Source organism: Veillonella sp. VA139, from assembly GCF_003992005.1.
Taxonomy (GTDB): Bacteria; Bacillota; Negativicutes; order Veillonellales; family Veillonellaceae; genus F0422.
On the sequence record NZ_RQVL01000003.1, the window covers coordinates 97,838 to 122,640 of the forward strand.

A 24,803-nucleotide genomic window follows, 5' to 3' on the forward strand; every position below is an offset into this window, starting at 1 on the left:
CACTCTCCTCCGTAAGGATTCCCCTCACATACTGATGATCATACACAATCGTATAGGCGGACCCAAAGTAGATGATTGCCTTTGACTAATGGAGGTATGAGCTCTGGAGAGATAAGTAAGTAGGCTAGTTTTGCTATATAAGATAAAGGTTGAGAAGAATGCGGTATGCTCCGCAGCAAACATTACGTAGTGCCGTTTGTGAGGAAGCATGCCGCATTCTGACTGAGAAGTAGAGGAAAACATACCCTACTTACTCAGGATAAAGTACCCTCAGTCAAAGGCACACATAAATTGCCAATCCGCCATGAGATTGTGTATAATAGGAGGTATATATTATCCGATTTTAGAGGGAAATGAGGAATGACGATGCGAATTGATGGTCGTGGTGTAAAAGAAATACGCCCTGTGAAAATTACTAGGCATTACACTGCCTATGCAGAGGGATCTGTACTAATTGAATGTGGCAATACAAAAGTCCTTTGTACGGCTAGCGTTGAGGATCGCGTTCCCCGCTTTTTGAAAGGCACTGGTACAGGCTGGGTGACAGCAGAGTACTCCTTGTTACCACGAGCTACACACACTCGTGTACCTAGAGAGGCAGCCAAAGGTAAACAGACAGGTCGCACCGTGGAAATCCAACGTTTGATTGGTCGGGCCTTGCGAGCTGTTGTAGACTTAGAAGCTCTTGGGGAAGTATCGATTACGGTAGACTGCGATGTACTACAAGCTGATGGCGGTACTCGTACTGCCTCGATTACAGGTGCTTTTGTGGCTTTAGTAGATGCCATTTATTCTATGTACGATGGATATGGTAAGTTTCCTGTAACGGACTATTTAGCAGCTATTTCTATGGGAATCGGTGAAGATGGTCCTATGCTAGACTTGTGCTATGAAGAAGATAGTGCAGCCGTTGTGGATATGAATGTAGTTTGTACTGGAAAAGGTCAACTAGTAGAAGTGCAAGGAACAGGTGAACATGGGACTTTCACAAGAGATGAGTTGAATAGCCTATTAGATTTAGGTGAATCCGGCACACAACAACTAATGGCGGTACAACGTGAAGCATTAGGTGAAATTGGTCATATGGTGGGTCATGAAAATGCACCAAAAGCAGTAGTATTAGCTACACGGAATAAAGGAAAAATTCGTGAGTTTACTGCTGCCTTTGAAGAATTAGGCTTTGAAGTGCGCACAGTAGATGATATTGTAGATATTGATGAGCCAGAAGAAATTGGCACTACCTTTATGGAAAATGCAGAACTAAAGGCTTTATACTATGCAGAGGCTTGTGGTTTGCCTTGTGTAGCTGATGATTCTGGCTTAGAAGTAGATGCTTTAGGCGGTGCACCAGGTGTATATTCTGCGCGCTATGCAGGATTGCATCGCAGTGACGAAGATAATAATCGGCGTTTGGTAGCCGAACTGGTGGATGTTACTCCAAGTGATAGAACAGCACGTTATCAATGTGCTCTTGTGTGGGCTACGCCGGATGGACAATGCATTCGAGCTACAGGCACTTGTGAAGGACTTATCCAGTTAAGCCCAATGGGAAAAGGTGGATTCGGTTACGATCCATACTTTTACATTCCAAAATTAAAAACGACGATGGCCAATATTTCTATGGAACAAAAGCAAGCTATTAGCCATCGAGGTAAGGCACTACGAGCGTTGGTGGAGCAATTGCGACACACTATAATTAAGTAATTAATAAAAAATGAAAAATTTTATATCGAAAGTCTTGAATATATGGATGTAATTCGATATAATAATGGTAGGTATTATAAGGAAGGCAGATATTAAGTTATGGATACATCTGTAAAATCAAATAAAATGAAACTCTATGGGTTTAATAATTTAACAAAAACCTTGAGTTTTAATATTTATGATATTTGTTATACGCGTACAGAAGAAGAAAAACGCCAATATATTGAATACATTGACGAAGTTTACAATGCACAGCGCCTGACTGATATTTTAACAGAGGTTTCACATATTATCGGAGCCAATGTGTTGAATGTGGCAAAGCAAGACTATGATCCACAAGGGGCAAGCGTAACCATCCTGATTTCGGAAGAACCTGTTGATAAAGTAGATAAAGATGATGTGGTAATGCATCTCGATAAATCTCATTTGACGGTTCATACCTACCCTGAAAGTCATCCAGACAACGGAGTAAGCACATTCCGTGCAGATATTGACGTGTCCACATGTGGTCAGATTTCTCCGCTCAACGCATTAAACTATCTCATCGATAGCTTTGATTCCGATATCATTAGCTTAGATTATAGAGTGCGTGGATTCACTCGCGATATTCATGGTAAAAAATTATTCATGGACCATCGCATGAACTCCATCCAAAATTATATCAATTCTAAAACTCGTAATCTTTACAATATGATCGATGTGAATGTGTATCAAGAAAATATTTTCCATACCAAAATGATGCTGAAAGAGTACGACATTAATAATTATTTGTTTGGTATTACCGAAGAAGATTTGACGCTGAAAGAGCGTAAACAAATCAACCAGCAACTCAAACAAGAGATGGCTGAAATCTTTTACGGTAGAAACTTACCATCATTGAAAATCTAGGAGGTTTTCCCATGGACGTAAAACAAGAGGCAATTGAAAAACGCTTGGAACTAAAAGGTTTCTTGCAAACTGGAACAAAATATGAATTAAAAGATGCTCATGACTTAACAGTGGCGTACACTCCAGGTGTAGCTGAGCCATGCCTTCATATCAAAGAAGATGAAGATAAATCCTTCGACTTAACATGTCGTTCTAATATGGTAGCCGTTGTATCCGACGGTACTCGCGTATTGGGTTTAGGTGATATCGGAGCAGCAGCTGCGATTCCAGTAATGGAAGGTAAATCCCTATTGTTCAAACGCTTTGGTAATGTAGATTGCATTCCTTTGGTAATCGATACAAAAGATCCAGACGTGTTGATCAACACTGTAAAATTAGTACAAAAAAACTTTGCAGGCATTAACTTAGAAGATATTTCTTCTCCTAAATGTTACGAAATCGAAAATCGCTTAAAAGAAGAACTAGAAATTCCTGTATTCCACGATGATCAACATGGTACAGCTATTGCTTGTTTAGCAGGTGTGAAAGCGGCTCTTCGCTTTGTGAAAAAAGACTTGTCCAAAGTTAAAATCGTGGTGAATGGGGCAGGTGCAGCAGGTGCTAATATTGCTCGCTTGTTATACTTAGCAGGTGCGCGTGATATTACCTTAATGGTAAGCTCTGGTGTATTGAACAAAGATTACAAACGTCTTGATTCCTTACAAGCTGAATTGATCAAAACATTAGGTCAAGAAACAAAAACTGGCAATTTAGCAGAGATTGCTAAAGGTGCAGACGTATTGTTAGGTGTATCTGCAGCAGGTGCTTTCACAAAAGAAATTTTAGAAAGCTTAGCAGATGATGCGATTGTATTTGCAATGGCTAACCCAGTGCCAGAAGTAATGTATGAAGAAGCGAAAGCAGCTGGCGTACGTGTGATGGGTACGGGTCGAAGCGATGCGCCTAACCAAATCAATAACGTAAACGTATTCCCTGGTATCTTCCGTGGCGCCATCGACGTACAAGCACGTGAAATCAATGATGAAATGAAATTGGCAGCCGCTGAGGCGCTAGCAGCTCTTGTAACAGATGAAGAATTAGCAGAAGACTACGTAGTAGCCAATGCATTCGATAAACGTGTTCCACTAGCAGTGGCAAAAGCAGTAGCTGAAACAGCGATTAAAACTGGTGTAGCTCGTAAAACAGAAGTTCCTTACTAAGATAAAGAACTCTCATATAGTATAGAGGTAGGTTGAAGTGTTGACTCAACCTACCTCTATCTTTTTTTTATGTCTAGTCTGTGAAAATTATCACCTGACAAAAAATTAGAAAACCTAAAAAATATTTAGAAAAAGTATTGAATTATAGATATGACAGTGCTATAATGAGGGCATACCTAATAAATTGTTAGAAAGCCTAAATAATAGTTAGGAGACAATTATGAAATTAGAACAATTAAAGGTAATTGCGCATGGTATTGCGACACAATTTGGAGCTTCATGTGAAGTGTTGATTCACGACGTGCAAATAGAAACATTAGAGAGTTCTATTGTGTATATTGAGCACGGGGATATTTCTAACCGAAATGTAGGTGATGGCGCCTCGCATGCTGTACTAGATGCGATACGAAATGACGATGGTCAGTGTCAAGGTAAGGAAGCGTATCTAACACGAACCAAAGATGGAAGGGTTCTTCGATCGACGACAATGTATATACGTGATGATAATGATAAATTACAGTATTTATTATGTATTAACTACGATATTACTGATTTTATTACATTACAAAACTCATTAGATCGAATTATCACATCCAGTAATCGAGCGTGGGAAACAAAAGGTGAACGAATTGTTACATCTGTTAGCGATTTGTTGAGCGATATGTTATCTCAAGCTGAAAAAGTAGTAGGGCGACCAGCACATTTAATGAATAAGAATGAGCGTCTGGAAGCAATACGATATTTATATTGCCAGGGCGCTTTTTTGATTTCAAAGGCATCTGATAAGATATCGGAATATTTCAACGTTTCTAAATTTACTTTATATAATGACCTAAATCAGGTGAAAGAAGAGGAGGAATTACATGGAACGGATTCAATGGGTGAAAAATAATATGCCTGGGTCTGAGGACCTAAATACGCATATTATGAGTGTGAAATCAAGTGAAGGTGTAAGGGAATTTCATAAAAGTTTCCCACAATATGAAGAAACACCATTAACTGAATTACCACGTATGGCAGAGCATTTAGGATTGAATAGATTGTTTATTAAAGATGAATCCTATCGTTTTGGATTAAACGCTTTCAAAGTGTTGGGTGGATCCTATGCGATTGCTAAGTTTGTGGCACAAGAATTAGGTAAAGAAGTATCCGAGTTACCATACTCTGTATTAACATCTAAAGAATTACGTGATGAATTTGGTCAAGCTACATTCTTCACGGCTACTGATGGAAATCATGGTCGTGGCGTTGCTTGGGCGGCTAATAAATTGGGCCAAAAATCTGTAGTATTCATGCCAAAAGGTTCTACAGAAACTCGTAAACAAAATATTGCAGCAGAAGGTGCAACAGTTACAATTGAAGAAATGAACTACGATGATTGCGTACGCTTAGCTACAGCAGAATCTAAAAAAGTTAACCATGGTGTTGTTATCCAAGATACAGCTTGGGATGGATATGAAGAAATTCCAGCATGGATTATGCAAGGCTACGGCACAATGGCATTAGAAGCTACTGAACAACTAGAAAAAGCAGGCGTGGATGTACCTACACATGTTATCGTACAAGCTGGCGTTGGTTCCTTAGCAGGTGCTGTGACTGGTTATGTAGTAAACCGCTATAAAGATGCTCCTGTGAAACCAAAAATTGTTGTTGTAGAAGCATCCGCAGCAGACTGCTTATACAAAGGTGCTAAAGCAGGCGACGGGGACTTACGCATTGTTGGTGGAGATTTACAAACTATCATGGCAGGGTTAGCTTGCGGTGAACCAAATACAATTTCTTGGGACATCTTAAAAAATCATGTGGACGTATTCGTATCCGCTCCAGACTGGGTAGCATCCCTAGGTATGCGCATGAGTGCAGCTCCTATTAAAGGCGATGCAAGCATTACATCTGGTGAGTCTGGTGCTGTACCATTTGGTTTAGTAGCAGCCGCTATGACAATGGATGAATATAAAGATTTGAAAGAAGACTTAGGTCTTACAAAAGACTCCAAAGTCCTTTGTTTCTCCACAGAAGGGGATACAGATCCAACACGTTATCAAGAAATCGTATGGCAAGGGAAATTTTAATTTAACCTATTAAGTCATATACAGTTAATTTTAACTTTAACCTATATGTATATGTGTATTACAAGGAGGAAAAGGTAATGGATTTACAAGCCGTAAAAGCAGCAGCGCAAGGCTATGAAGCAGCGATGACAAAATTTTTAAGAGAAATCGTCGCATTCCCTGGTGAAAGTGCGGAAGAAGAACAACATGTTCGCCGCATCGAAAAAGAAATGAAAGACTTAGGATTTGATGAAGTAGAAGTGGATCCTATGGGTAACATTCTTGGCTATATGGGAACTGGTAAAACATTGATTGCTTTTGACGGACATATTGATACAGTAGGTATCGGTAACCGTGACAACTGGAACTTTGATCCATATGAGGGATTTGAAAGCGACACTGAAATCGGTGGTCGTGGCGTATCTGACCAATTAGGTGGTATCGTATCCGCAGTATACGGTGCAAAAATCATGAAAGACTTAGGTTTATTGAATGATAAATATCGTGTATTAGTAGTTGGTACAGTACAAGAAGAAGATTGTGATGGTTTGTGTTGGGAATACATTATTAAAGAGCGTGGCATTCGTCCAGAATTCGTAGTATCCACAGAACCAACTGATGGCGGTATCTATCGTGGTCAACGTGGTCGTATGGAAATTCGCATCGATGTTGAAGGCGTGTCTTGCCATGGTTCTGCACCAGATCGCGGTGATAATGCCATCTACAAAATGGCTGACATTTTACAAGATGTTCGTGCATTAAATGCAAACAATTCTACAGAAAGCACACGTGTTCGTGGCTTAGAAAAAATGTTGGATCCAAAATTCAACCCTGACCACTATGAAGAAGCTCGCTTCTTGGGACGTGGTACAGTAACAACTTCCCAAATTTTCTACACATCCCCAAGCCGTTGTGCAGTAGCAGACTCTTGCGCAGTATCTCTTGACCGTCGTATGACAGCAGGTGAAACATGGCAAAGTTGCTTAAAAGAAATCGAAGATTTACCAGCTGTACAAAAATACGGTGCGAAAGTATCTATGTACGAATATGCTCGTCCATCTTGGACTGGTTTAACATATCCAATCGAATGCTACTTCCCAACATGGGTAATTCCTAAAGATCATAAAGTAACAAAAGCGTTAGAAGAATCTTACATCTCCTTATTTGGCACAGAACGTATTGGTGCTGAAGTTACATTGGCAGAACGTAAAGCTCGCCCGTTGACTGATAAATGGACATTCTCTACAAATGGCGTATCCATCATGGGACGTAATGGTATTCCTTGCATCGGTTTCGGTCCTGGCGCAGAAGCACAAGCACATGCTCCTAACGAAATCACATGGAAACAAGACCTTGTAACATGTGCAGCAGTATATGCAATCTTACCTACAAACTATTGCAAATAATAGTTTACATTTTATGAAGCTATAAATTATTAATGAGGTGCAAAAATGGCAGATTTCAAAAAATGTGTAGACGCATTAGCTAAGTTAGACACAAAAAACATGTACAACAATGACTTCTTCTTGACTTGGGAAAAAACAGACGACGAATTACAAGCTGTTTGGGCTGTAGCTGATGCATTACGTGCATTGCGTGAGCGCAATATCTCTACAAAAGTATTCGACAGTGGCCTTGGTATCTCCTTATTCCGTGATAACTCCACTCGTACTCGTTTCTCCTTCGCATCTGCTTGTAACTTATTAGGTTTAGAAGTACAAGACTTAGATGAAGGAAAATCTCAAATCGCTCATGGCGAAACTGTACGTGAAACAGCGAATATGATCTCCTTCATGGCTGACATCATCGGTATCCGTGATGATATGTATATCGGTAAAGGTAATGCATACATGCATGCAGTAGCTGATGCAGTAGAAGAAGGCCATAAAGACGGCGTATTAGAACAACGTCCTACATTGGTAAACTTACAATGTGATATCGACCATCCAACACAATTGATGGCTGATACGGCTCACCTTATCAATGAATTTGGTGGACTTGAAAACTTAAAAGGTAAAAAAGTGGCTATGACTTGGGCATACTCCCCATCCTATGGTAAACCTCTTTCCGTACCACAAGGTGCTATCGGTTTATTCACTCGTTTAGGTATGGAAGTTGTATTAGCGCATCCAGAAGGATACGAAGTAATGCCAGAAGTTGAAGAAGTTGCTAAAAAACAAGCACAAGCTAGTGGAGGATCTTTCAAACGTACAAACGACATGAAAGAAGCTTTCAAAGATGCTGATATTGTATACCCTAAATCCTGGGCACCTTTCGCAGCAATGGAAGAAAGAACTGACTTATATGGCAAAGGCGATACAGCAGGCATTAAAGAATTAGAAGGTCGTTTATTAGAACAAAATGCACAACATAAAGATTGGGCTTGCACAGAAGATATGATGAGTCTTACAAAAGACGGTAAAGCATTATACTTACATTGCTTACCAGCTGATATCACTGGCGTAAGCTGTGAAGAAGGTGAAGTTGACGCATCCGTATTTGATCGTTATCGTGTACCTCTTTACAAAGAAGCGAGCTATAAACCATATGTAATTGCTGCTATGATTTTATTAAGCAAATTTGAAAATCCAGTAGAATTATTGAAAGAGCTAGAAGAAAAGGGAACAGAAAGAGTTCTCCGCTAAGAGCAAAGGGGCTGTCTGTTCAGACAGTCCCTTATTTTAATCCCTACAAAGTAGTTAGGAATATATACACCATAGAGAGGTACCCTATGAAAAAACGTGTTGTTATCGCTTTAGGGGGCAATGCCCTAGGTAATACATTACCAGAACAAATGATTGCAGTAAAAGAAACTTCGAAAGCAATCGTAGATTTAATCGAAGCAGATTGTGATGTTATCGTTACCCATGGCAATGGTCCTCAAATCGGTATGATCAATAATGCTATGGCTGCATTGACAAGAGAAGTAGAAGGTCAACCTAATACTCCGTTGTCTGTATGCGTAGCCATGAGTCAGGCATATATTGGATATGATTTACAAAACGCATTACGCGAAGAATTGTTAAATAGAGGTATTACAGATTTGCCTGTAACAACAATGGTTACACAAGTTCGTGTAGATGCAGATGATCCAGCTTTCTTAGACCCTACAAAACCAATTGGTCATTTCATGACAAAAGAAGAAGCTGTACATGCTGTGAACCAATATGATTATGTGGTAAAAGAAGATGCAGGTCGTGGCTATCGCCGTGTAGTAGCATCTCCAGCACCAAAAGAAATTATTGAATTACAAGCTATCAAAGGCTTAATTGGTCATGAATTGGTCATCGCTTGCGGTGGCGGCGGTATCCCGGTAGTTCGCAATGGAAATCACTTAACAGGTGCCTCTGCAGTTATCGATAAAGACTGGACTAGTAGCTTATTAGCACAAGAAGTTGATGCTGATGTATTGATTATTTTAACAGCTATTGAAAAAGCAGCGATTAACTATGGTAAAGAAAACCAACAATGGTTAGAGCACATTACTGTAGAAGAAGCAGAAAAACACATCCAAAATGGTGAATTTGCAGAAGGTTCTATGAAACCAAAAATGGAAGCAGCTGTAGCTTTTGCTAAATCGAAACCAGGTAGAAAAGCAATTATCACACAACTAGAAAAATCTAGAGAAGGTATTGAAGGAAAAACAGGCACTCACATCGAATTATAATAGTAGTATTTCATTGAATACTGTTTTTCATAGAAAGGAGCCTATCTATGATTTTATTAGGAAAAGGAACTGTCGTTACACGCAATCCATTACAACCGATTATTGAAGATGGTGGAGTACTAATGGATGGCACTAAAATTGTGGCAGTAGACTCATACGAAACATTGCGCAAACAATATCCAAAAGCATATCGAGTGAACGCGCATGGACGCTTGATTATGCCTGGTTTTGTAAATGCTCATCATCATATTTATTCCGCCTTAGCCCGTGGATTATATATCCCTGGTAATAACCCAACAAATTTTAAAGAAATTTTAGATGGATTGTGGTTTTACCTAGATAAACGTCTTGCGAAAGAAGATGTGTGGGCAAGTGCGATTGTGACCTATATGGCATGTATCGAAAATGGTGTGACTTCCATATTTGATCATCATGCAAGTTATGGGGAAACAGAAGGTAGTTTATCTGTTATCAGTGAAGTGGCACAAGACTTCGGCGTTCGTTCTTGCTTATGTTATGAAGTAAGTGATCGTAATGGCCAAGAGGAAATGGAGAAAGCGGTAGCAGAAAACGTACGCTTTGGTAAAGAAGCAAAAGAAAACCCTGAAACACTCGCAGCTATGATGGGGTTACATGCATCTTTCACATTAAGTAAAGATACATTAGCCTATGTTCGTGAACAAAATGTAGACAATTTGGGATATCACATCCATGTAGCAGAAGGCACAACAGATCAAGAAGATAGCCAAGAAAAATATGGCATGCGTGCAGTACATCGCTTGCATGAAGATGGCATCCTAGGACCAAAAACGATTGCTGGACATTGTATCCATGTAGATGATAGTGAAGTGAAGGTATTAGCTGAAACTGGCACCGTGGTGGCTCATAATCCAGAAAGTAATATGGGTAATGCAGTAGGAGCACCTAATGTATTACAACTTATGGGAGCAGGTATTCCAGTGGGTCTTGGTACAGATGGATATACGAGCGATATGTTAGAATCCTACAAAGTAGCAAATTGCTTAGTGAAGCATAACATGCAACATCCAAATGTTGGTTGGACTGAAATTCCACATATGTTATTCAATACTAACCCAGCAATGATTGAAAAATTCTTCCCTGTAAAAGTTGGTACCTTGACACCGGGGGCAGAAGCAGATGTAATTGTGTTAGATTATATTCCTAGAACAGATTTACATGCTGATAATATCAATGGTCATTTACTATTTGGACTTAATGGTCTCAATGTAATTACAACGATTTCTGGTGGTAAGGTACGTATGCTAGATCGTCAACTATGTGGCATGAATAAAGAAGAATTGCTACGAGAAGTACGACAAATTTCCCATCGTTTATGGAAACGATTAGTCCCATAATACACTTTCAGTAAGGAGTGAATACTATGAGCGATATCATGTATCCGGTAAGTTTCGGACATTTAATGAACCATATTTTAACAGAATATGCTACACACAATCGAGTATATAATGTGGAGCGCATGCACACAACAGGTACGGATCAACGGTTATCCTTATTTGGTCGTAACCTAGAAAATCCATTAGGTCCTGCAGCAGGTCCACATACTCAATTAGCTCAAAACTTAGTAGCAGCCTATGTGGGAGGTTCCCGATTCTTAGAATTAAAAACAGTACAAATTATGTTCGGTGAAGAATTGGGCATCCCAAGACCATGTATTTATTCAAAAGATGAAGCATACAATGTGGAATGGTCCTCTGAGTACCATTGCCATGCGGCTGCTGATGAATACATTAAAGCATGGTTTGCTATTAAATTAATTAGTAAAGAATGGGGCATCGGCGATCCAGATGGATTCATCTTTATTATGAGTGTTGGCTATAACTTAGCAGGTATTCAAAGTAAAGATGTAGATTCCTATATGGAATACTTACGTGCAGCACGTACTAAACCAGTTTGGAAAGAATGCGAAGAATGGGCATTAGCGAATGTGCATCAATTTAAACATGTAACAGAAGATTACATTCGTAATATTGATGACAACATTTGCCAAGGTATTACATTATCCACAATGCACGGCTGTCCTGCAGGCGAAATTGAATCGATTTGTACATACCTACTGAAAGAAAAACATCTAAATCTATATCTAAAATGTAACCCAACATTATTGGGCTATGATCGTGTAAGAGAATTATTAGATCAAGCAGAGTTTGGATATATTGATTTTGATGCACATCAATTTGAAGTAGACTTATCTTTTAAAGAAGCAGTGCCAATGATTGAACGATTGTTGACCATTGCAGAAGAAGAAGGGTTAGTGTTCGGTGTGAAATTGACAAATACATTCCCTGTTTCAATTCACGAAAAAGAATTACCAGGTGAGCAAATGTATATGTCTGGTAAATCCTTATTACCATTATCCATCGGTGTGGCTCAACTATTGAGTGAAACATTTGGTGAACGCTTACCAATGTCGTATAGCGGTGGTGCAGATGCGAAAAATATTGCAGCTTTATTCCGCACAGGTATTTGGCCAATCACAGTATGTACAACTTTATTACAAGGATTAGGTTACAACCAATTGGATAATTTGGCTAAATTAGTAGAAGCAGAAGATTACGATACTGCTAAGGTAGTTAAACCAACAGAGATTAAAGCTTTTGCGGAGGCGATGGGAGCAGCGCCAACATACAAAAAATCTGCAGCGGCTAAGAAAAAACGCGAAGAGCAACCAGGTTTCCCAACAGCTCATGATAAAAATCATGAATGTCGTGTGGTATGTGGTACTTGCGTGCGTGTATGTCCAAATAGAACGAATGAATGCATTACTGTAGACGGTAAAAAATTAATCATTCATATTGATGAGTCATGTAATGAATGTGGTAACTGTGCTTGCCATTGCGTACAACCATGCTTCCCATATAAAGATAAATTGACATACTTCATTGATGAAGAACGCTTATTAGCAAGCGATAATGACGGCTTTTATATTCAAGGTAAGGAATGCGGATATCGCTTCCAAGGCGCTACGGGTCGCACAGCGATTGATGCCTTACCAGAGGTGTTGAAAGGAGTAGTGGAAGCGTTCATTAAAGAACTTCCATATTATATCTATGATACTCATTGAACAAGGATATCTTGTACTCCCAACGGGAGTCATGCAAGGGACGATAGCAATTGAAAACGATAAGATTGTAGAGGTAGCCCCTCATATTGAGGCGAAACCAGGAGATGTACGAATCGATGCAAAAGGGCGTTATGTGTTGCCTGGAGGAATCGATACACATACCCATTTTGAAATGACCAATGCATTTGCCACCACGGCTGACGATTTTGATAGTGGTACGAAGGCAGCTATTATGGGGGGAACCACGACGATTATCAACTTTGCATCGCCTTTTGAAGAATCTTTGTTAGAAGGTTTGCGACGCGATAAGAAACGGGCGGAAGGACGTTGCTCTTGTGATTATAAATTTCATATGGAAATTTTGAATATGAATGAGCAAGTAGCAGAAGAAATTCCTAAGGTCGTTGAAGAAGGCGTCGCATCCTTCAAAGTATATATGGCCTACAGCTTTAGCATTGATGATCGGTCAATTTATGAAGCAATCAAAACAATCGCCCCAACTGGTGCGTTGGTGGCAGCCCACTGTGAGAATGGAGCGATGATTGCAGCTAAGGTACAGGAAATGAGAGAGGAAGGAGATACAGAAGCAAAGTATCACCCACTTTCAAAGCCAGATACTATAGAAGCAGAAGCAATGCATCGTTTCATTCGACTAGGGGAATTAGCAGATTATCCAGTACATATTGTGCATGTGAGCTCTGCAGCAGGATTAGATGTGATTGAGGAACGCAGAAAAAATGGAGCAAAAGTGACCTGTGAAACCTGTCCTCAATACTTACTATTGACAGATGAATTGTATAATCAGCCAGATGGAAAAGGATTGCGATATATCTTAAGTCCACCTCTTAGAAAACAAAGAGATGTGGAGATTTTGCAAGCGGCGGTAGAACGCGGAGTTTTCCAAACATTATGTACGGATCACTGCAATTATACATTAGCGCAAAAAGCGCAGGGTCTTGGTGACTTTACGAAAACACCAGGTGGTTTGCCAGGTGTAGAAGAGCGGATGATTCTAATGTGGGATATGTTTGTTCATAGTGGACGAATCGAGCCTGTAGAATATATGAAATTAACTAGCGAAACACCAGCTAAGTTATATGGATTATATCCAAAAAAAGGAACGTTACAGGTAGGAAGTGATGCGGATATCGTGATACTTTCACCGGATGTAACAGAATGTATGACTTCGGATACAACTCATAGTCGGTCAGACTATACACCTTATGAGGGAATGACTGTACATGGTCGAATAGATGATGTGTTTTTACGTGGACACCATGTGGTGCAAAATAGAAAATTAGTGGAAGCCTATAAAGGGGAATTCCAACAATAATCGGAGGGAGGTCTCTGTATGTACCGATTTCAGGTCAACGGTGTTTGGCGAGAGGTAGAAGAAGATAAACGATTAATGGATTATCTTCGTGACGATCTACGTTTAACTGGAACAAAGGATGGTTGTAGTGCAGGTGCTTGTGGAGCTTGTACAATTCTCATTGATGGAAAAAAGGTAAAAGCTTGTATAGGCAAAGTTTCACAAATGGAAGGTAAATCAATTATTACGATTGAAGGCCTTACTGAACGTGAAAAAGAAGTGTATGTATATGCGTTTGCGGAGTGTGGAGCTGTGCAATGTGGTTTCTGTATTCCAGGCATGATTATCAGTGCTAAAGCATTATTAGATACTACACTAGAGCCTACGAGAGCAGCTGTTCAAAAAGCTTTACTGGGCAATATTTGTCGTTGTACAGGATACGTAAAGATTGAAGATGCTATTTTATTAGCAGCTCGTATGTTTAAAGAGAATGCACCTGTTCCTAAAAATGATGCAGACGGTACGGTCGGGTCTCGGTTGCATCGTGTTGATGCGATGGAGAAAGCATTGGGTACAGGTTTATACGTAGATGATATGGTAGTGGATGGCATGATTTATGCAAAAGCTATTCGCTCTAAATATCCAAGGGCTCGTGTAGATGCAATTCATATTGAAGAAGCCTTGGCACATCCTCAATGCGTGACAGTATTAACAGCCAAAGATGTACCTTTTAATAAAACCGGTCATATTGTTCCAGATTGGGACGTAATGATCGCAGAAGGAGATATCACTCGCTATGTAGGTGATGCCATTGCAGTAGTTGCGGTAAAAGAAAAACAATATTTACAAGAAGTATGTAATCTAGTGACTGTAGACTATACAGAATTGACACCTGTAGTCACTCCAGAAGAGGCTTTAGCAGAAGGAGCGCCTCAATTACATCCGAATGGTAATATTTTGTCGCATCAATCATTAAGTCGTGGTAATGCAGATGAAGCAATTGCCAATGCGGCGCATGTGGTTACTCGTCATTATTCTACACCACAAACGGACCATGCATTTATGGAACCTGAATGTGCTATTGCAGTGAAAACTGAAGATGGCATTCAACTCTATACAGGTAGCCAAAGTATATATGATGATCAACGTGAAGTGGCTCGCATGTTGGAGTTGGATGTATCCAAAGTAAAAGTCCACAGCATGCTAGTAGGTGGCGGATTTGGCGGTAAAGAAGATATGAGTGTGCAACATCATGCAGCACTTGTAGCCTGGAAAACGGGACTTCCAACGAAAGTACAGTTAACTCGACAAGAAAGTTTAGAAGTACATACAAAACGCCATGCTATGGAAATGGATATCACTACAGCTTGTGATGCAGAAGGTAAATTAGTAGCTACAAAAGTAAAAATTGTTTCTAATTGTGGAGCTTATGCGTCTTTAGGTGGACCAGTATTACAACGGGCAGGTACACACTCTAGCGGACCATATAATTTTGAAAACTTCTCCATGGATGGTATTTGTGTATATACGAATACAGTGCCTGGTGGTGCATTCCGTGGATTTGGTGTAACACAAACGATTTTTGGGCAAGAAGTGAATATTGATTTACTAGCTAAAGAAGTAGGTATGGATCCTTGGGAATTCCGCTATAAAAATGCGGTACGACCTGGTGATTACTTACCAAATGGACAAGTATGTACTCCAGATACAGGCATTGTGGAATGTTTGGAAGCCGTTAAAGATTCATATTATGCCAGCGATCGTACAGGGCTTGCCATTTGTATGAAAAATAGTGGTGTTGGTGTAGGTTTGCCAGATACAGGACGTGTTATCCTAGAGGTTCGTGACGGCAAGGTTCGTATTCGTACATCCGCAGCTTGTATTGGTCAAGGTGTAGGTACAGTGGCGGCACAAATCGTTGTAGAAGCTACAAAACTTTCACCAGAACAAATTGTAGTAGAAGCACCAGATACCGAGCGTACGCCAAATTCTGGTACCACTACTGCATCTCGACAAACGGTATTTACAGGGGAAGCAACACGTAGAGCAGCCGAAAAATTGGCAGAATTATTGAAAACTCAAACGTTAGCAGACCTTGAAGGAAAAGAAATATACGAAGAGTTCCTAGGTGTTACGGATCCATTCGATTCGGACAAACAACATCCTAAGAGTCATGTGGCTTATGGGTATGGAGCTTGCGTAGCTACGATTGGAGATGATAACAAGGTAAGTGAAATTCATGTAGCTTATGATGTAGGACGAGTGGTGAACCCTCAATCTTGTGAAGGCCAAGTTGAAGGTGGCACAATCATGGGGATGGGATATGGTGTAACAGAAGACTTCAAATACAATGAAGGTAAGGTAGTTACCAAATATGGCACATTAGGCTTGTTAAGAGCTACACAACGCCCAGAAATCAAATGTACATTCATAGAAAAAGGTACGCCAGACCAATATGCATATGGTGCTAAAGGTATTGGGGAAATCAGTAGTATTCCAATTGCTCCAGCTATTGCAAATGCATACAATCGTTTGGACGGTATGGAACGTTGTTCTTTACCACTTGAGAAAACTGGATATCGAAAATAATCAGTAGGGAAGAGAGTGTACTAAATCTATGAAGTTCGATGGTGTAGTAATAGAGGGAGTGCTTGCTACACCATCAGATGATGTAAAAAAATTCAAAACATGATATAAGCATAGGACTAGTATATTCTATTAAGTAATATGAGGTGATTCATATGGCACATCAAATTCAGGGTGTTAATCATGTAGATGGAATGCTACCGATTCCGAAATTGTTTGCTTACGGTTTACAACACGTGTTGGCAATGTATGCAGGGGCTGTAGCGGTTCCCATCATCATAGCACAGGCTATGGGTTTATCAGACGAGCAGCTGATTCAATTAATTAATGCGGATTTATTTACTTGTGGCATTGCCACATTGATTCAAACGCTAGGGTTTTGGAAAATTGGTGCAAAAATTCCATTAATTCAAGGGATTACATTTGCCGCTGTGTCACCAATGATTTTAATTGGTCAAGAACATGGTATGACAAGTATCTACGGAGCCGTTATTGTGGCGGGGATAGTCACATTTTTAATTTCCCATCTGTTTAGCCGTTTAATCCGGTTTTTTCCACCTATAGTAACAGGTACTATTATTACAATTATTGGTATTACATTAATGCCTGTATCCGTTCGTTGGATAGGGGGAGGTAACCCTAGTTCACCGGACTTCGCTAATCCTATTAACTTGTTATTAGCTACGTTAACATTAGCTATCGTAGTAGCAGTGTATCGATTTGGCAAAGGATTCTGGAGTAATGTTGCAGTCCTTGTAGGTCTAGTCGCTGGTACGCTAGTATCCATGGCATTAGGTGTTGCAAATTTAGGTGCAGTTGGTAAAGCAGAATGGTTTGCCATCGTAACACCATTAGCATTTGGCATGCCAACCTTTGAAATTTCATCTATTATTTCCATGGTTATTGTTATGCTTGTAGTAATGACAGAAACCACTGGTGATTGTATAGCTATTGGTGAAATTGTTGAGAAACCAATAGGTAAGAAAGAATTAGCTGCTTGCTTACGTGCAGATGGTTTTGCAACGATGATTGGTGGTTTCTTAAATAGTTTTCCACATACAGCATTCGCGCAAAACGTAGGTTTAGTAGCCGTAACTAATGTAAAAAGCCGTTTCGTAGTAGCTGCATCTGGTGTTATCTTAGTATTATTAGGTTTATTCCCTAAAATGGCGGCCGTTGTGGCAAGTATCCCTAATCCTGTATTAGGTGGTGCTGGTGTAGCTATGTTCGGTATGATTATCGCTAGTGGTATTCGTTCTTTATCTAAAGTACAATTTGACGGCACTTACAATCTTATGATTGTGGCGATTAGTATTGGTGTGAGCATGATTCCATTAGCAGTACCAACATTCTATAATCATTTCCCTGAATGGTTAAAAATTGTCCTTCATAGTGGGATTACATTTGGTAGCTTAATGGCAGTATTTCTTAATGTATTGTTAAATGGTTACGGAAGTGAAACACATGTAGTACAAACAACACGCCGTGAAAAGGCGATTGCCAGATTAGATAAATGGAAAGCAGAACGAAAAATTCGTAGAAAACAATCTATTTAAAAACATGCTATATATGGTTAGAGTTAGGTTACATATATAAGTGCTTTCTTTATAGAGAAAGTGGCACGAAAATAGGTAAGCACCAATTATATGTATAATTGGTGCTTACTTTGTTTTTGCATATGTGATATTCTAGTTATAAGAGTTGTTAGTGTTGTCAGTTTTGTAATAAATCTAAGCTGTTTAATATAGTATTTACCTCATCAGCTGTGTTCTGGTAACCAAAGGAAAAGCGAACAGTGCCTCTAGGATAGGTGCCCAGTACTTGATGAGCTGTAGGAGCACAGTGCAAGCCAACTCTAGTAATAATATGATAATTTTGTTCTAGATTGTGTGCCAGTTCCGCTGGATCACAATGAGTAGGAGAAATAGAAATCACCGCTGTCCGATTGTGAATATCGGGAATACCGTGAATCGTATACTTCGGAAGTTCTTGTAATCCACATAGAAATTGTTTGGTCAAAGATAATTCGTGTTGGTAAATGCGATCGATGCCTACTGTATGGAGATGGGATAAACTAGCATGAAGACCGATAATGCCAGGGATATTAGGCGTGCCAGGTTCAAAGCGATCGGGAAAGGTAGTGGGAATCTCTAAGGTGTGAGAAAAACTACCAGTACCACCACTTAGTAGTGGCTGTATTTGATGGGCTACATCTTTGGTAAGGAGAAACCCACCAATCCCTTGGGGTCCCAATAATCCTTTATGGCCGGTAAAGCAAAGGATGTCAATGTTCATCTCTTTCATATGGATAGGTAAGATACCAGCAGATTGGGCAGCATCTACGATACACAATAGATTATGTTCTTTACAAAATGCACCAATTTCGGCAATGGGTTGAATGGTACCACATACATTAGACACATGAGTCACTAGAATGGCCTTTGTAGTAGGCAAGAGAAGTGATTCTAAGGTAGAGGTAATCATTTCACCTTGAGGTGTGCTTGGAATGGTGGAGTAAGATACACCTTTCATAGATAATTGATGGAGTGGGCGCATCACTGCGTTATGCTCCAAGCTGGAAATTAGGAGGTGATCACCAGCGGAGAAAAGACCTTGTAAGACCATGTTTAGACTAGTGGTCACATTGGGAGTAAAGATGACGTATTTTGGACTAGGTCCACCTAATAGTTGTTGTAACTGTTGGCGTGTTTCTAGGATCAAACGTTCCACTTGGTACGCATCTTCGTTAGAGGAGCGATGAACAGAAGCTCCATTATAGGAAATGTAATCATACATAGCTTGCGCTACAGTTGGCGCTTTCGGGAAAGAGGTACTGCTATTATCTGCATAGATAGACTTCATAATTATAACTCCTTTTAATATGTATATTATATTTAGTATAAAGTAATGCGTACAAAATATCAATTTGTAGGGGCCAAAGTAAACTAGTCGAAGAGGTAATGTTTAGTAGGAGAGATACTATGAGTGGAGTAAGTGAAAAGCAAAGAATTATTATTGCTGGATTAATTATTGGTGCGATTGCTAGTTTGTTAGTGCTAGCGGGAAACCCACAAAACATGGGTTTTTGTATTGCCTGTTTTATTCGTGATTCTGTAGGAGGCTTGGGTCTGCATAGAGCAGCACCAGTACAATACATTCGTCCAGAGATTATTGGATTAGTGTTAGGAGCCTTTGTATTATCTTGGTTCCGTGGGGAGAGATCGGCTAAAGGTGGTTCCGCTCCAGCAACACGATTTACCTTAGGGTTCTTTACTATGATTGGCTGTCTTATTTTCTTAGGATGCCCATTCCGTATGATTTTGCGCTTAGCAGGTGGTGACTGGAATGCAATTATGGGTCTATTAGGATTCACAGGTGGTATTGCAGTAGGTACAGTATTTTTAAAACGTGGTTATTCCTTGGGTAGAACGTACATTGTATCTAAAATGGATTCCTCTATTATGCCAGCAGCACAGGTGATTCTATTAGGTCTTGTGGTGGCAGCGCCAGCGTTCATTTTCTTTACTGAAAAAGGTCCAGGTGCCATTCATGCTCCATTGTGGATTTCTTTAGCAGCTGGTTTAGTAGTAGGTGGCTTGGCACAATATAGCCGTCTTTGTATGGTAGGTGGTATCCGAGATATCATTTTATTTAAAGAAACAAAATTAATTCTTGGTTTTATTGCGATTCTTGTAGCAGCATTCCTAGTGAACATTTCCGTTGGCAACTTCCATCCTGGTTTTGTGAAACAACCAATTGCGCATACAGATGGATTGTGGAACTTCTTAGGTATGGCTCTAGCAGGTTTATGCTGTACATTAATGGGTGGATGTCCATTACGTCAACTTATCTTATCTGGTGAAGGTAATTCCGATTCTATGATTACAGTAGTAGGCTTAGCAGCAGGTGCAGCATTTGCACATAATTTTGGTTTAGCTGCATCTGGTACTGGAGTTCCAGTGGCGGGCCAAATTGCAGTAGGTGTAGGCTTTGTGATTGCTTTGGTAATTGCTGTTAAAAATCTGCGTAAATAGAAGACATAGGAGGTAAGTATGATTGATGTAAGAGGACTATCTTGTCCCGAACCCGTTATTATGGTACAAAAAGCAATGGCATCAGATGACAGTGAATATACTGTACAATCTGACTCCAAAACCGCGGTAGAAAATATTACTCGATTTGTAGTAGCTCAAGGATATACAATTGTATCTAAAGAGGAGAACGGTGAGTATATTCTCACTATCACAAAATAGTATGGAATATGTAGCAACGTTTTATTCTCACTTTGGGGCTATCCAATTTGAACAATTTTGTAAGCAAGCATCGATTGCGGTGCACTTACAACCTGTTCCAAGGTGGCTAAGCTCCTCATGTGGCACATGTGCCATATTCCAAGTGGATCTGTGTATTGTGGAGAACATTCCTGAAGATATTTTAGAGGATATAGAACAGGTTGTAGAAAAACAAGCAGAAGGGTATAAAGAAGTCTACACAAGTGGGTAAATGATATCTGTGATATATCTGAAGTAAATACATTAGGCATATATAACGTATTCTCTAACAGCGTGGATTCATCAGCATTAGAAATCGTTTGTATATGCCTATTTTCTTTTACTATCTATGGATATGGAATAGATGATAGTATATAAAAAGTAACGTTATATGGGGTGTAGTTATCATAAACTATAAGAAGTATCATATATAAATCATATACCAAAGAGGGCTATACATGATACAATAAGAATATAGATGTGTTGTAGTAAGGAGGTATAAGTATGCTTATGTTTATGCAAGTGCAACAGCCTAAAACAGTAGAAGAGGCACATGCACTCATGGTGAAGCAAAAGATGGCGCCTGTCTTAGCAGGTGGTTGTTGGACACGATTGGGAAATCGTAAATGGCCTATGGTAATTGACTTGTCTGAATTAGGTCTCCGTTATATTGAGGAGGACGAAACGGAATACCGCATTGGCGCCATGGCTACACAACGGGATGTAGAGGTATATGAACCATTTAAAACATTCTGTAGAGGAGTGCTCCCAAAAGCTGTGAAAGATATTTTAGGTGTTCAATTCCGGAGTATGGCTACTATGGGGGGATCGGTAGCAGCGAAATTCGGATTCTCTGACATTATTCCTGCCTTATTAGCATTGCGAGCAGAGGTGCGTTTGTTTGAAGCGGGCCGTATGCCCATAGAACAATACTTAACCTATGGAACAAGAGATTTATTGCTTGAAATCATTGTACCAAAACAAGAAGTACCGGTAGGGATTGAAGCATTGCGGAAATCGATTTCAGATTTTCCTTATTTAACGGGCTCTGTTCGATTAGATGATCAAGGCTACTCCGTATATATTGGTTGTCGACCAGGAAAACCAGCATTAGCAGCAAAAGCTTGCCAGGTAATCAATGAAAAAGGATTAGATGCTTTGGATGAAGCGGTAACCTTGATTCAAGAGGAATTATCCTTTCAAAGTAACTCACATGCAGGTGCAGAGTATCGCTTAGAGATGGCAAAAAACATGTTTAAACGATTGGTAAAAGAGGTGGCACAATGGAAATAATGTTACAAGTGAACGGAGTGAAACGAAAAGTTCTCATCGAAACAGATGAAATGTTATTGGAAACATTACGTAACTTAGGCTTTTATAGTGTGCGTTGCGGTTGTGATACGACAAATTGCGGTCTATGCACTGTATGGGTAGATGGAGATCCTATGTTGTCTTGTGCGTATCCAACTTTCAGAGCGGTAGGTCACGAGATTACTACCCTAGAAGGCGTAGCGGAAGAGGCGGCTCATTTAGCGGATTGTTTGGCTGAAGAAGGGGCTGATCAATGTGGCTACTGTACAACAGGTATGATGATGAGTGCCATAGCCTTAAGCCGTAAATATCCAAATGCTACTGATGAGGAAATTAAAGCTTACCTAAACAATAATTTATGCCGTTGTACTGGATATGAATCTCATATGCGGGGGATTCGTAAGTTTTTAGGAGGCAGAACACTATGAAACACTTAGGACAAAGTTACAAGAAAAAAGACTCTACAACGATTTTGAGTGGTAAAGCAGCCTATACAGAAGATTTTATTCCTTCTAATGCATTGTGTATTAAAGTGCTTCGTAGTCCTCATGCCTTTGCTAAAATTGTAGATATCAATATTGATGCCGCTTTAAAAGTACCCGGTGTGGAAGCGATTTATACCTACAAAGATGTGCCACAGACTAGATTTACCTTAGCTGGTCAAAGTTATCCAGAACCATCTGCATACGATATGTTGATTTTAGATCAAGTGGTTCGCTATGTGGGGGATGAAGTAGCCCTAGTGGTAGCTGTGGATGAACGGACAGCATTGAAAGCGATGCCTCTCATCAAAGTAAAATATGAGATCTATGAACCAGTTTTGGATATTCATACAGCCATCGATCATCCTAGCATCATTCACAATGAAGATGATTTCCACTATAACTTCCCAGTAGGGGGAGACCCTAAGCGAAATATTGCTTGTTCCTATAGCCATGTAGTAGGTGATTTAGAAGCAGAATTGGCGAAATGTGATTATGTAGTAGAAGAGTCTTACTTTGACCAAGCTACTTTACAATCGGCGATGGAAACCTTTAGAACATTTGCTCATATTGACCAATTCAACCGTCTTGTTATCACAAGCTCTACGCAGGTTCCATTTCATATTCGTAGACATGTGGCACGTGCTTTGGGGCTTTCTGCAGCTCAGATTCGTGTTATCAAACCTCGTATTGGTGGTGGTTTCGGATCTAAACAAACAGGTTGTACAGAAATGTTCCCTGCTTTTGTAACATGGAAGTTGAAAAAACCATCCTATATCGTATACGATCGTCATGAAGCGAATAACTGCTCCACTAGCCGACACGCACGGGATTGGAAGATCCGTGTAGGTGCCACAAAAGATGGTATTATCCAAGTGATCGACATGGTGGCTGTATCCGATGCTGGGGCTCATGGTACGCACGCATTGACTACTTTCACAGCAGGGGAACATAAATCCTTGCCACTATATAATAAAACGAAAGCCATCCGCTATGAGTCCAATGTGGTGTACACGAATCATATGCCAGGCGGTGCATTCCGTGGGTATGGCGCTACAGAAGCCTTGTGGCCGCTGGAGTGTGCCATTACGAAATTGGCTCATAAGATGGGCGTAGATGAAATCGAGCTACGTTTAAAAAACTTAATTGATGTAGGTGAAACTGCACAATCCTTCCATCCAGGGGAAATTTTGGAATCTGGTTTGTTAAAAGAAGCTATCCAAAAAGCGAAAGAAATGTCCAACTGGGACAATCGTCCAAAATCATGGAAAATAGATGACCGCCATATGGGTGGCTTAGGGGTAGCCCTTGCTTTCCAAGGGTCTGGGATTGCCAATATTGATTCTGCATCGGTAGAAGTGCGCATGCTTGATGACGGTACGTATATGTTATTTACTGGCTCTACAGATATGGGTCAAGGTTCCAATACGGCGTTGGCACAAATTGCTTGTGAAACTTTGGGATGTCCAATGGATATGATGGTTGTGTATGAAGCAGATACTGACGTAGTACCATTTGACCCAGGTTCCTATGCATCGAGTACGACCTATGTGACAGGGACTGCTACGAAACTAGCTTGTGACGAGTTGAAAGAAAAAATCTTGCAAGAATTTGGTCGTCTAATGGAAGTGGATCCAAGTACACTTTCCTTTGATGGGGAAAAAGCGTGGACTGAAGATGGGTCTAAAACGATGACTACCAAAGAGTTAGCACCGAAACTTGTATCGGGACCGAAAGGTCATTATTTAAGTGGTATGGCTACTTGGGGTAGTCAAACATCTCCGCCTCCTTTCATGGTAGGCATTGCAGAGGTGAAAGTAGACCTTGAAACTGGTAAAGTAACGCCTGAAAACTATTATGCTGTGGTTGACTGCGGTACGATTGTGAATAGAAACCTAGCCACTGTACAAACAGAAGGTGGTATAGTACAAGGTATCGGTATGGCATTGTATGAAGAGATTCGTTATTCTTCTCGTGGGGTATTAGAAACAAACAATTTCATGCACTATAAATTACCAACACGACTAGATACTGGTAATGTTCATGTAGACTTTGTGGAATCCTATGAACCAACTGGTGCCTACGGTATTAAATCCATTGGGGAAGTTGTTATCAATACATCTTGTCCAGCTATTCAAGGAGCTATCTTGAACGCTACAGGTGCTGAGGTCACTACATTGCCAATGATTCCGGAACGTGTGTATAAGGCATTACAAGAAAAATAAGTCG

General features: G+C 40.1%; 20 protein-coding genes and 1 pseudogene. 20 read left to right on the forward strand and 1 reads right to left on the reverse strand.

Annotation, left to right across the window (positions count from 1 at the left end; all coding sequences use genetic code 11):
• Positions 1 to 366: 366 nt before the first annotated feature.
• The 14 genes and pseudogenes from rph to EO125_RS02570 all read left to right on the forward strand — a co-directional run.
• A pseudogene (gene rph, locus EO125_RS10020) lies at positions 367 to 1,092 on the forward strand (ribonuclease PH); the annotation flags it as partial.
• Positions 1,084 to 1,704 carry an XTP/dITP diphosphatase gene (locus EO125_RS10025; protein WP_240630422.1) on the forward strand — a complete coding sequence of 207 codons (621 nt, stop codon included), beginning with the start codon at positions 1,084 to 1,086 and terminating at the stop codon, positions 1,702 to 1,704. The pseudogene rph and the gene EO125_RS10025, both read left to right, overlap by 9 nt.
• Positions 1,705 to 1,803: 99 nt before the next feature.
• Complete coding sequence (gene speD / locus EO125_RS02515) at positions 1,804 to 2,592, forward strand: adenosylmethionine decarboxylase (RefSeq protein ID WP_009353328.1); 789 nt, start codon at positions 1,804 to 1,806, stop codon at positions 2,590 to 2,592.
• Positions 2,593 to 2,603: 11 nt separating this feature from the next.
• Positions 2,604 to 3,791: an NADP-dependent malic enzyme gene (locus tag EO125_RS02520; RefSeq protein WP_127009314.1), complete on the forward strand. Its 1,188-nt coding sequence runs from the start codon at positions 2,604 to 2,606 to the stop codon at positions 3,789 to 3,791.
• Positions 3,792 to 4,008: 217 nt separating this feature from the next.
• On the forward strand, positions 4,009 to 4,683 hold the full coding sequence (locus EO125_RS02525; RefSeq protein ID WP_127147511.1) for a helix-turn-helix transcriptional regulator: 675 nt from the start codon (positions 4,009 to 4,011) through the stop codon (positions 4,681 to 4,683).
• Positions 4,655 to 5,863, forward strand: coding sequence for a diaminopropionate ammonia-lyase (gene dpaL / locus EO125_RS02530; protein ID WP_127147512.1), 1,209 nt, complete (start codon positions 4,655 to 4,657; stop codon positions 5,861 to 5,863). Before EO125_RS02525 ends, dpaL begins: the two co-directional genes overlap by 29 nt.
• 77 nt (positions 5,864 to 5,940) lie before the next feature.
• Positions 5,941 to 7,248: a YgeY family selenium metabolism-linked hydrolase gene (locus tag EO125_RS02535; RefSeq protein WP_127147513.1), complete on the forward strand. Its 1,308-nt coding sequence runs from the start codon at positions 5,941 to 5,943 to the stop codon at positions 7,246 to 7,248.
• 45 nt (positions 7,249 to 7,293) lie between these two features.
• Complete coding sequence (gene ygeW / locus EO125_RS02540) at positions 7,294 to 8,487, forward strand: knotted carbamoyltransferase YgeW (RefSeq protein WP_127147514.1); 1,194 nt, start codon at positions 7,294 to 7,296, stop codon at positions 8,485 to 8,487.
• An 86-nt stretch (positions 8,488 to 8,573) separates the two neighbouring features.
• The gene (gene arcC, locus EO125_RS02545) at positions 8,574 to 9,509 is read left to right on the forward strand and encodes a carbamate kinase (protein WP_127147515.1); all 936 of its coding nucleotides are present in this window, start codon (positions 8,574 to 8,576) and stop codon (positions 9,507 to 9,509) included.
• Between the two features lie 47 nt (positions 9,510 to 9,556).
• The gene (gene ssnA, locus EO125_RS02550; protein ID WP_127147516.1) at positions 9,557 to 10,885 is read left to right on the forward strand and encodes a putative aminohydrolase SsnA; all 1,329 of its coding nucleotides are present in this window, start codon (positions 9,557 to 9,559) and stop codon (positions 10,883 to 10,885) included.
• A gap of 26 nt (positions 10,886 to 10,911) precedes the next feature.
• On the forward strand, positions 10,912 to 12,612 hold the full coding sequence (locus EO125_RS02555) for a selenate reductase (protein ID WP_127147517.1): 1,701 nt from the start codon (positions 10,912 to 10,914) through the stop codon (positions 12,610 to 12,612).
• A 31-nt stretch (positions 12,613 to 12,643) separates the two neighbouring features.
• Complete coding sequence (gene hydA, locus EO125_RS02560) at positions 12,644 to 13,945, forward strand: dihydropyrimidinase (RefSeq protein ID WP_240630421.1); 1,302 nt, start codon at positions 12,644 to 12,646, stop codon at positions 13,943 to 13,945.
• An 18-nt stretch (positions 13,946 to 13,963) separates the two neighbouring features.
• Positions 13,964 to 16,513 (forward strand): selenium-dependent xanthine dehydrogenase, encoded by a 2,550-nt coding sequence (gene xdh, locus EO125_RS02565; protein WP_127147519.1) that lies wholly within the window; start codon positions 13,964 to 13,966, stop codon positions 16,511 to 16,513.
• Between the two features lie 152 nt (positions 16,514 to 16,665).
• Positions 16,666 to 18,066, forward strand: coding sequence for a nucleobase:cation symporter-2 family protein (locus EO125_RS02570; RefSeq protein ID WP_127147520.1), 1,401 nt, complete (start codon positions 16,666 to 16,668; stop codon positions 18,064 to 18,066).
• 157 nt (positions 18,067 to 18,223) lie between these two features.
• On the opposite strand, the gene EO125_RS02575 is transcribed toward EO125_RS02570, so the two are convergent.
• Positions 18,224 to 19,372 carry an aminotransferase class V-fold PLP-dependent enzyme gene (locus EO125_RS02575; protein WP_127147521.1) on the reverse strand — a complete coding sequence of 383 codons (1,149 nt, stop codon included), beginning with the start codon at positions 19,370 to 19,372 and terminating at the stop codon, positions 18,224 to 18,226.
• 119 nt (positions 19,373 to 19,491) lie between these two features.
• On the opposite strand from EO125_RS02575, the gene yedE reads away from it, so the two are divergent.
• The 6 genes from yedE to EO125_RS02605 all read left to right on the forward strand — a co-directional run bounded on the left by yedE (position 19,492) and on the right by EO125_RS02605 (position 24,799).
• The gene (gene yedE / locus EO125_RS02580) at positions 19,492 to 20,544 is read left to right on the forward strand and encodes a YedE family putative selenium transporter (RefSeq protein ID WP_127147522.1); all 1,053 of its coding nucleotides are present in this window, start codon (positions 19,492 to 19,494) and stop codon (positions 20,542 to 20,544) included.
• Positions 20,545 to 20,562: 18 nt separating this feature from the next.
• A complete protein-coding gene (locus EO125_RS02585) occupies positions 20,563 to 20,763 on the forward strand; it encodes a sulfurtransferase TusA family protein (protein WP_127147523.1) in 201 nt (66 codons plus the stop codon).
• Positions 20,735 to 21,013 carry a DUF3343 domain-containing protein gene (locus EO125_RS02590; protein WP_206168346.1) on the forward strand — a complete coding sequence of 93 codons (279 nt, stop codon included), beginning with the start codon at positions 20,735 to 20,737 and terminating at the stop codon, positions 21,011 to 21,013. Before EO125_RS02585 ends, EO125_RS02590 begins: the two co-directional genes overlap by 29 nt.
• Positions 21,014 to 21,285: 272 nt before the next feature.
• A complete protein-coding gene (locus EO125_RS02595) occupies positions 21,286 to 22,074 on the forward strand; it encodes a xanthine dehydrogenase family protein subunit M (protein ID WP_127147524.1) in 789 nt (262 codons plus the stop codon).
• A complete protein-coding gene (locus EO125_RS02600; RefSeq protein WP_127147525.1) occupies positions 22,065 to 22,520 on the forward strand; it encodes a (2Fe-2S)-binding protein in 456 nt (151 codons plus the stop codon). Before EO125_RS02595 ends, EO125_RS02600 begins: the two co-directional genes overlap by 10 nt.
• Entirely contained in the window at positions 22,517 to 24,799 is a 2,283-nt protein-coding gene (locus tag EO125_RS02605) for a xanthine dehydrogenase family protein molybdopterin-binding subunit (protein ID WP_127147526.1), read from the forward strand. The genes EO125_RS02600 and EO125_RS02605 overlap by 4 nt, the downstream gene beginning before the upstream one ends.
• Positions 24,800 to 24,803 lie beyond the last annotated feature (4 nt).

Coding starts and splice junctions, on each gene's coding strand:
- EO125_RS10025 (WP_240630422.1), top strand. CDS start 1,084: ATGGTGGGTCATGAAAATGCACCAAAAGCAGTAGTATTAGCTACACGG.
- speD (WP_009353328.1), top strand. CDS start 1,804: ATGGATACATCTGTAAAATCAAATAAAATGAAACTCTATGGGTTTAAT.
- EO125_RS02520 (WP_127009314.1), top strand. CDS start 2,604: ATGGACGTAAAACAAGAGGCAATTGAAAAACGCTTGGAACTAAAAGGT.
- dpaL (WP_127147512.1), top strand. CDS start 4,655: ATGGAACGGATTCAATGGGTGAAAAATAATATGCCTGGGTCTGAGGAC.
- EO125_RS02535 (WP_127147513.1), top strand. CDS start 5,941: ATGGATTTACAAGCCGTAAAAGCAGCAGCGCAAGGCTATGAAGCAGCG.
- ygeW (WP_127147514.1), top strand. CDS start 7,294: ATGGCAGATTTCAAAAAATGTGTAGACGCATTAGCTAAGTTAGACACA.
- arcC (WP_127147515.1), top strand. CDS start 8,574: ATGAAAAAACGTGTTGTTATCGCTTTAGGGGGCAATGCCCTAGGTAAT.
- ssnA (WP_127147516.1), top strand. CDS start 9,557: ATGATTTTATTAGGAAAAGGAACTGTCGTTACACGCAATCCATTACAA.
- EO125_RS02555 (WP_127147517.1), top strand. CDS start 10,912: ATGAGCGATATCATGTATCCGGTAAGTTTCGGACATTTAATGAACCAT.
- hydA (WP_240630421.1), top strand. CDS start 12,644: ATGCAAGGGACGATAGCAATTGAAAACGATAAGATTGTAGAGGTAGCC.
- xdh (WP_127147519.1), top strand. CDS start 13,964: ATGTACCGATTTCAGGTCAACGGTGTTTGGCGAGAGGTAGAAGAAGAT.
- EO125_RS02570 (WP_127147520.1), top strand. CDS start 16,666: ATGGCACATCAAATTCAGGGTGTTAATCATGTAGATGGAATGCTACCG.
- EO125_RS02575 (WP_127147521.1), bottom strand. CDS start 19,372: ATGAAGTCTATCTATGCAGATAATAGCAGTACCTCTTTCCCGAAAGCG.
- yedE (WP_127147522.1), top strand. CDS start 19,492: ATGAGTGGAGTAAGTGAAAAGCAAAGAATTATTATTGCTGGATTAATT.
- EO125_RS02585 (WP_127147523.1), top strand. CDS start 20,563: ATGATTGATGTAAGAGGACTATCTTGTCCCGAACCCGTTATTATGGTA.
- EO125_RS02595 (WP_127147524.1), top strand. CDS start 21,286: ATGCTTATGTTTATGCAAGTGCAACAGCCTAAAACAGTAGAAGAGGCA.
- EO125_RS02600 (WP_127147525.1), top strand. CDS start 22,065: ATGGAAATAATGTTACAAGTGAACGGAGTGAAACGAAAAGTTCTCATC.
- EO125_RS02605 (WP_127147526.1), top strand. CDS start 22,517: ATGAAACACTTAGGACAAAGTTACAAGAAAAAAGACTCTACAACGATT.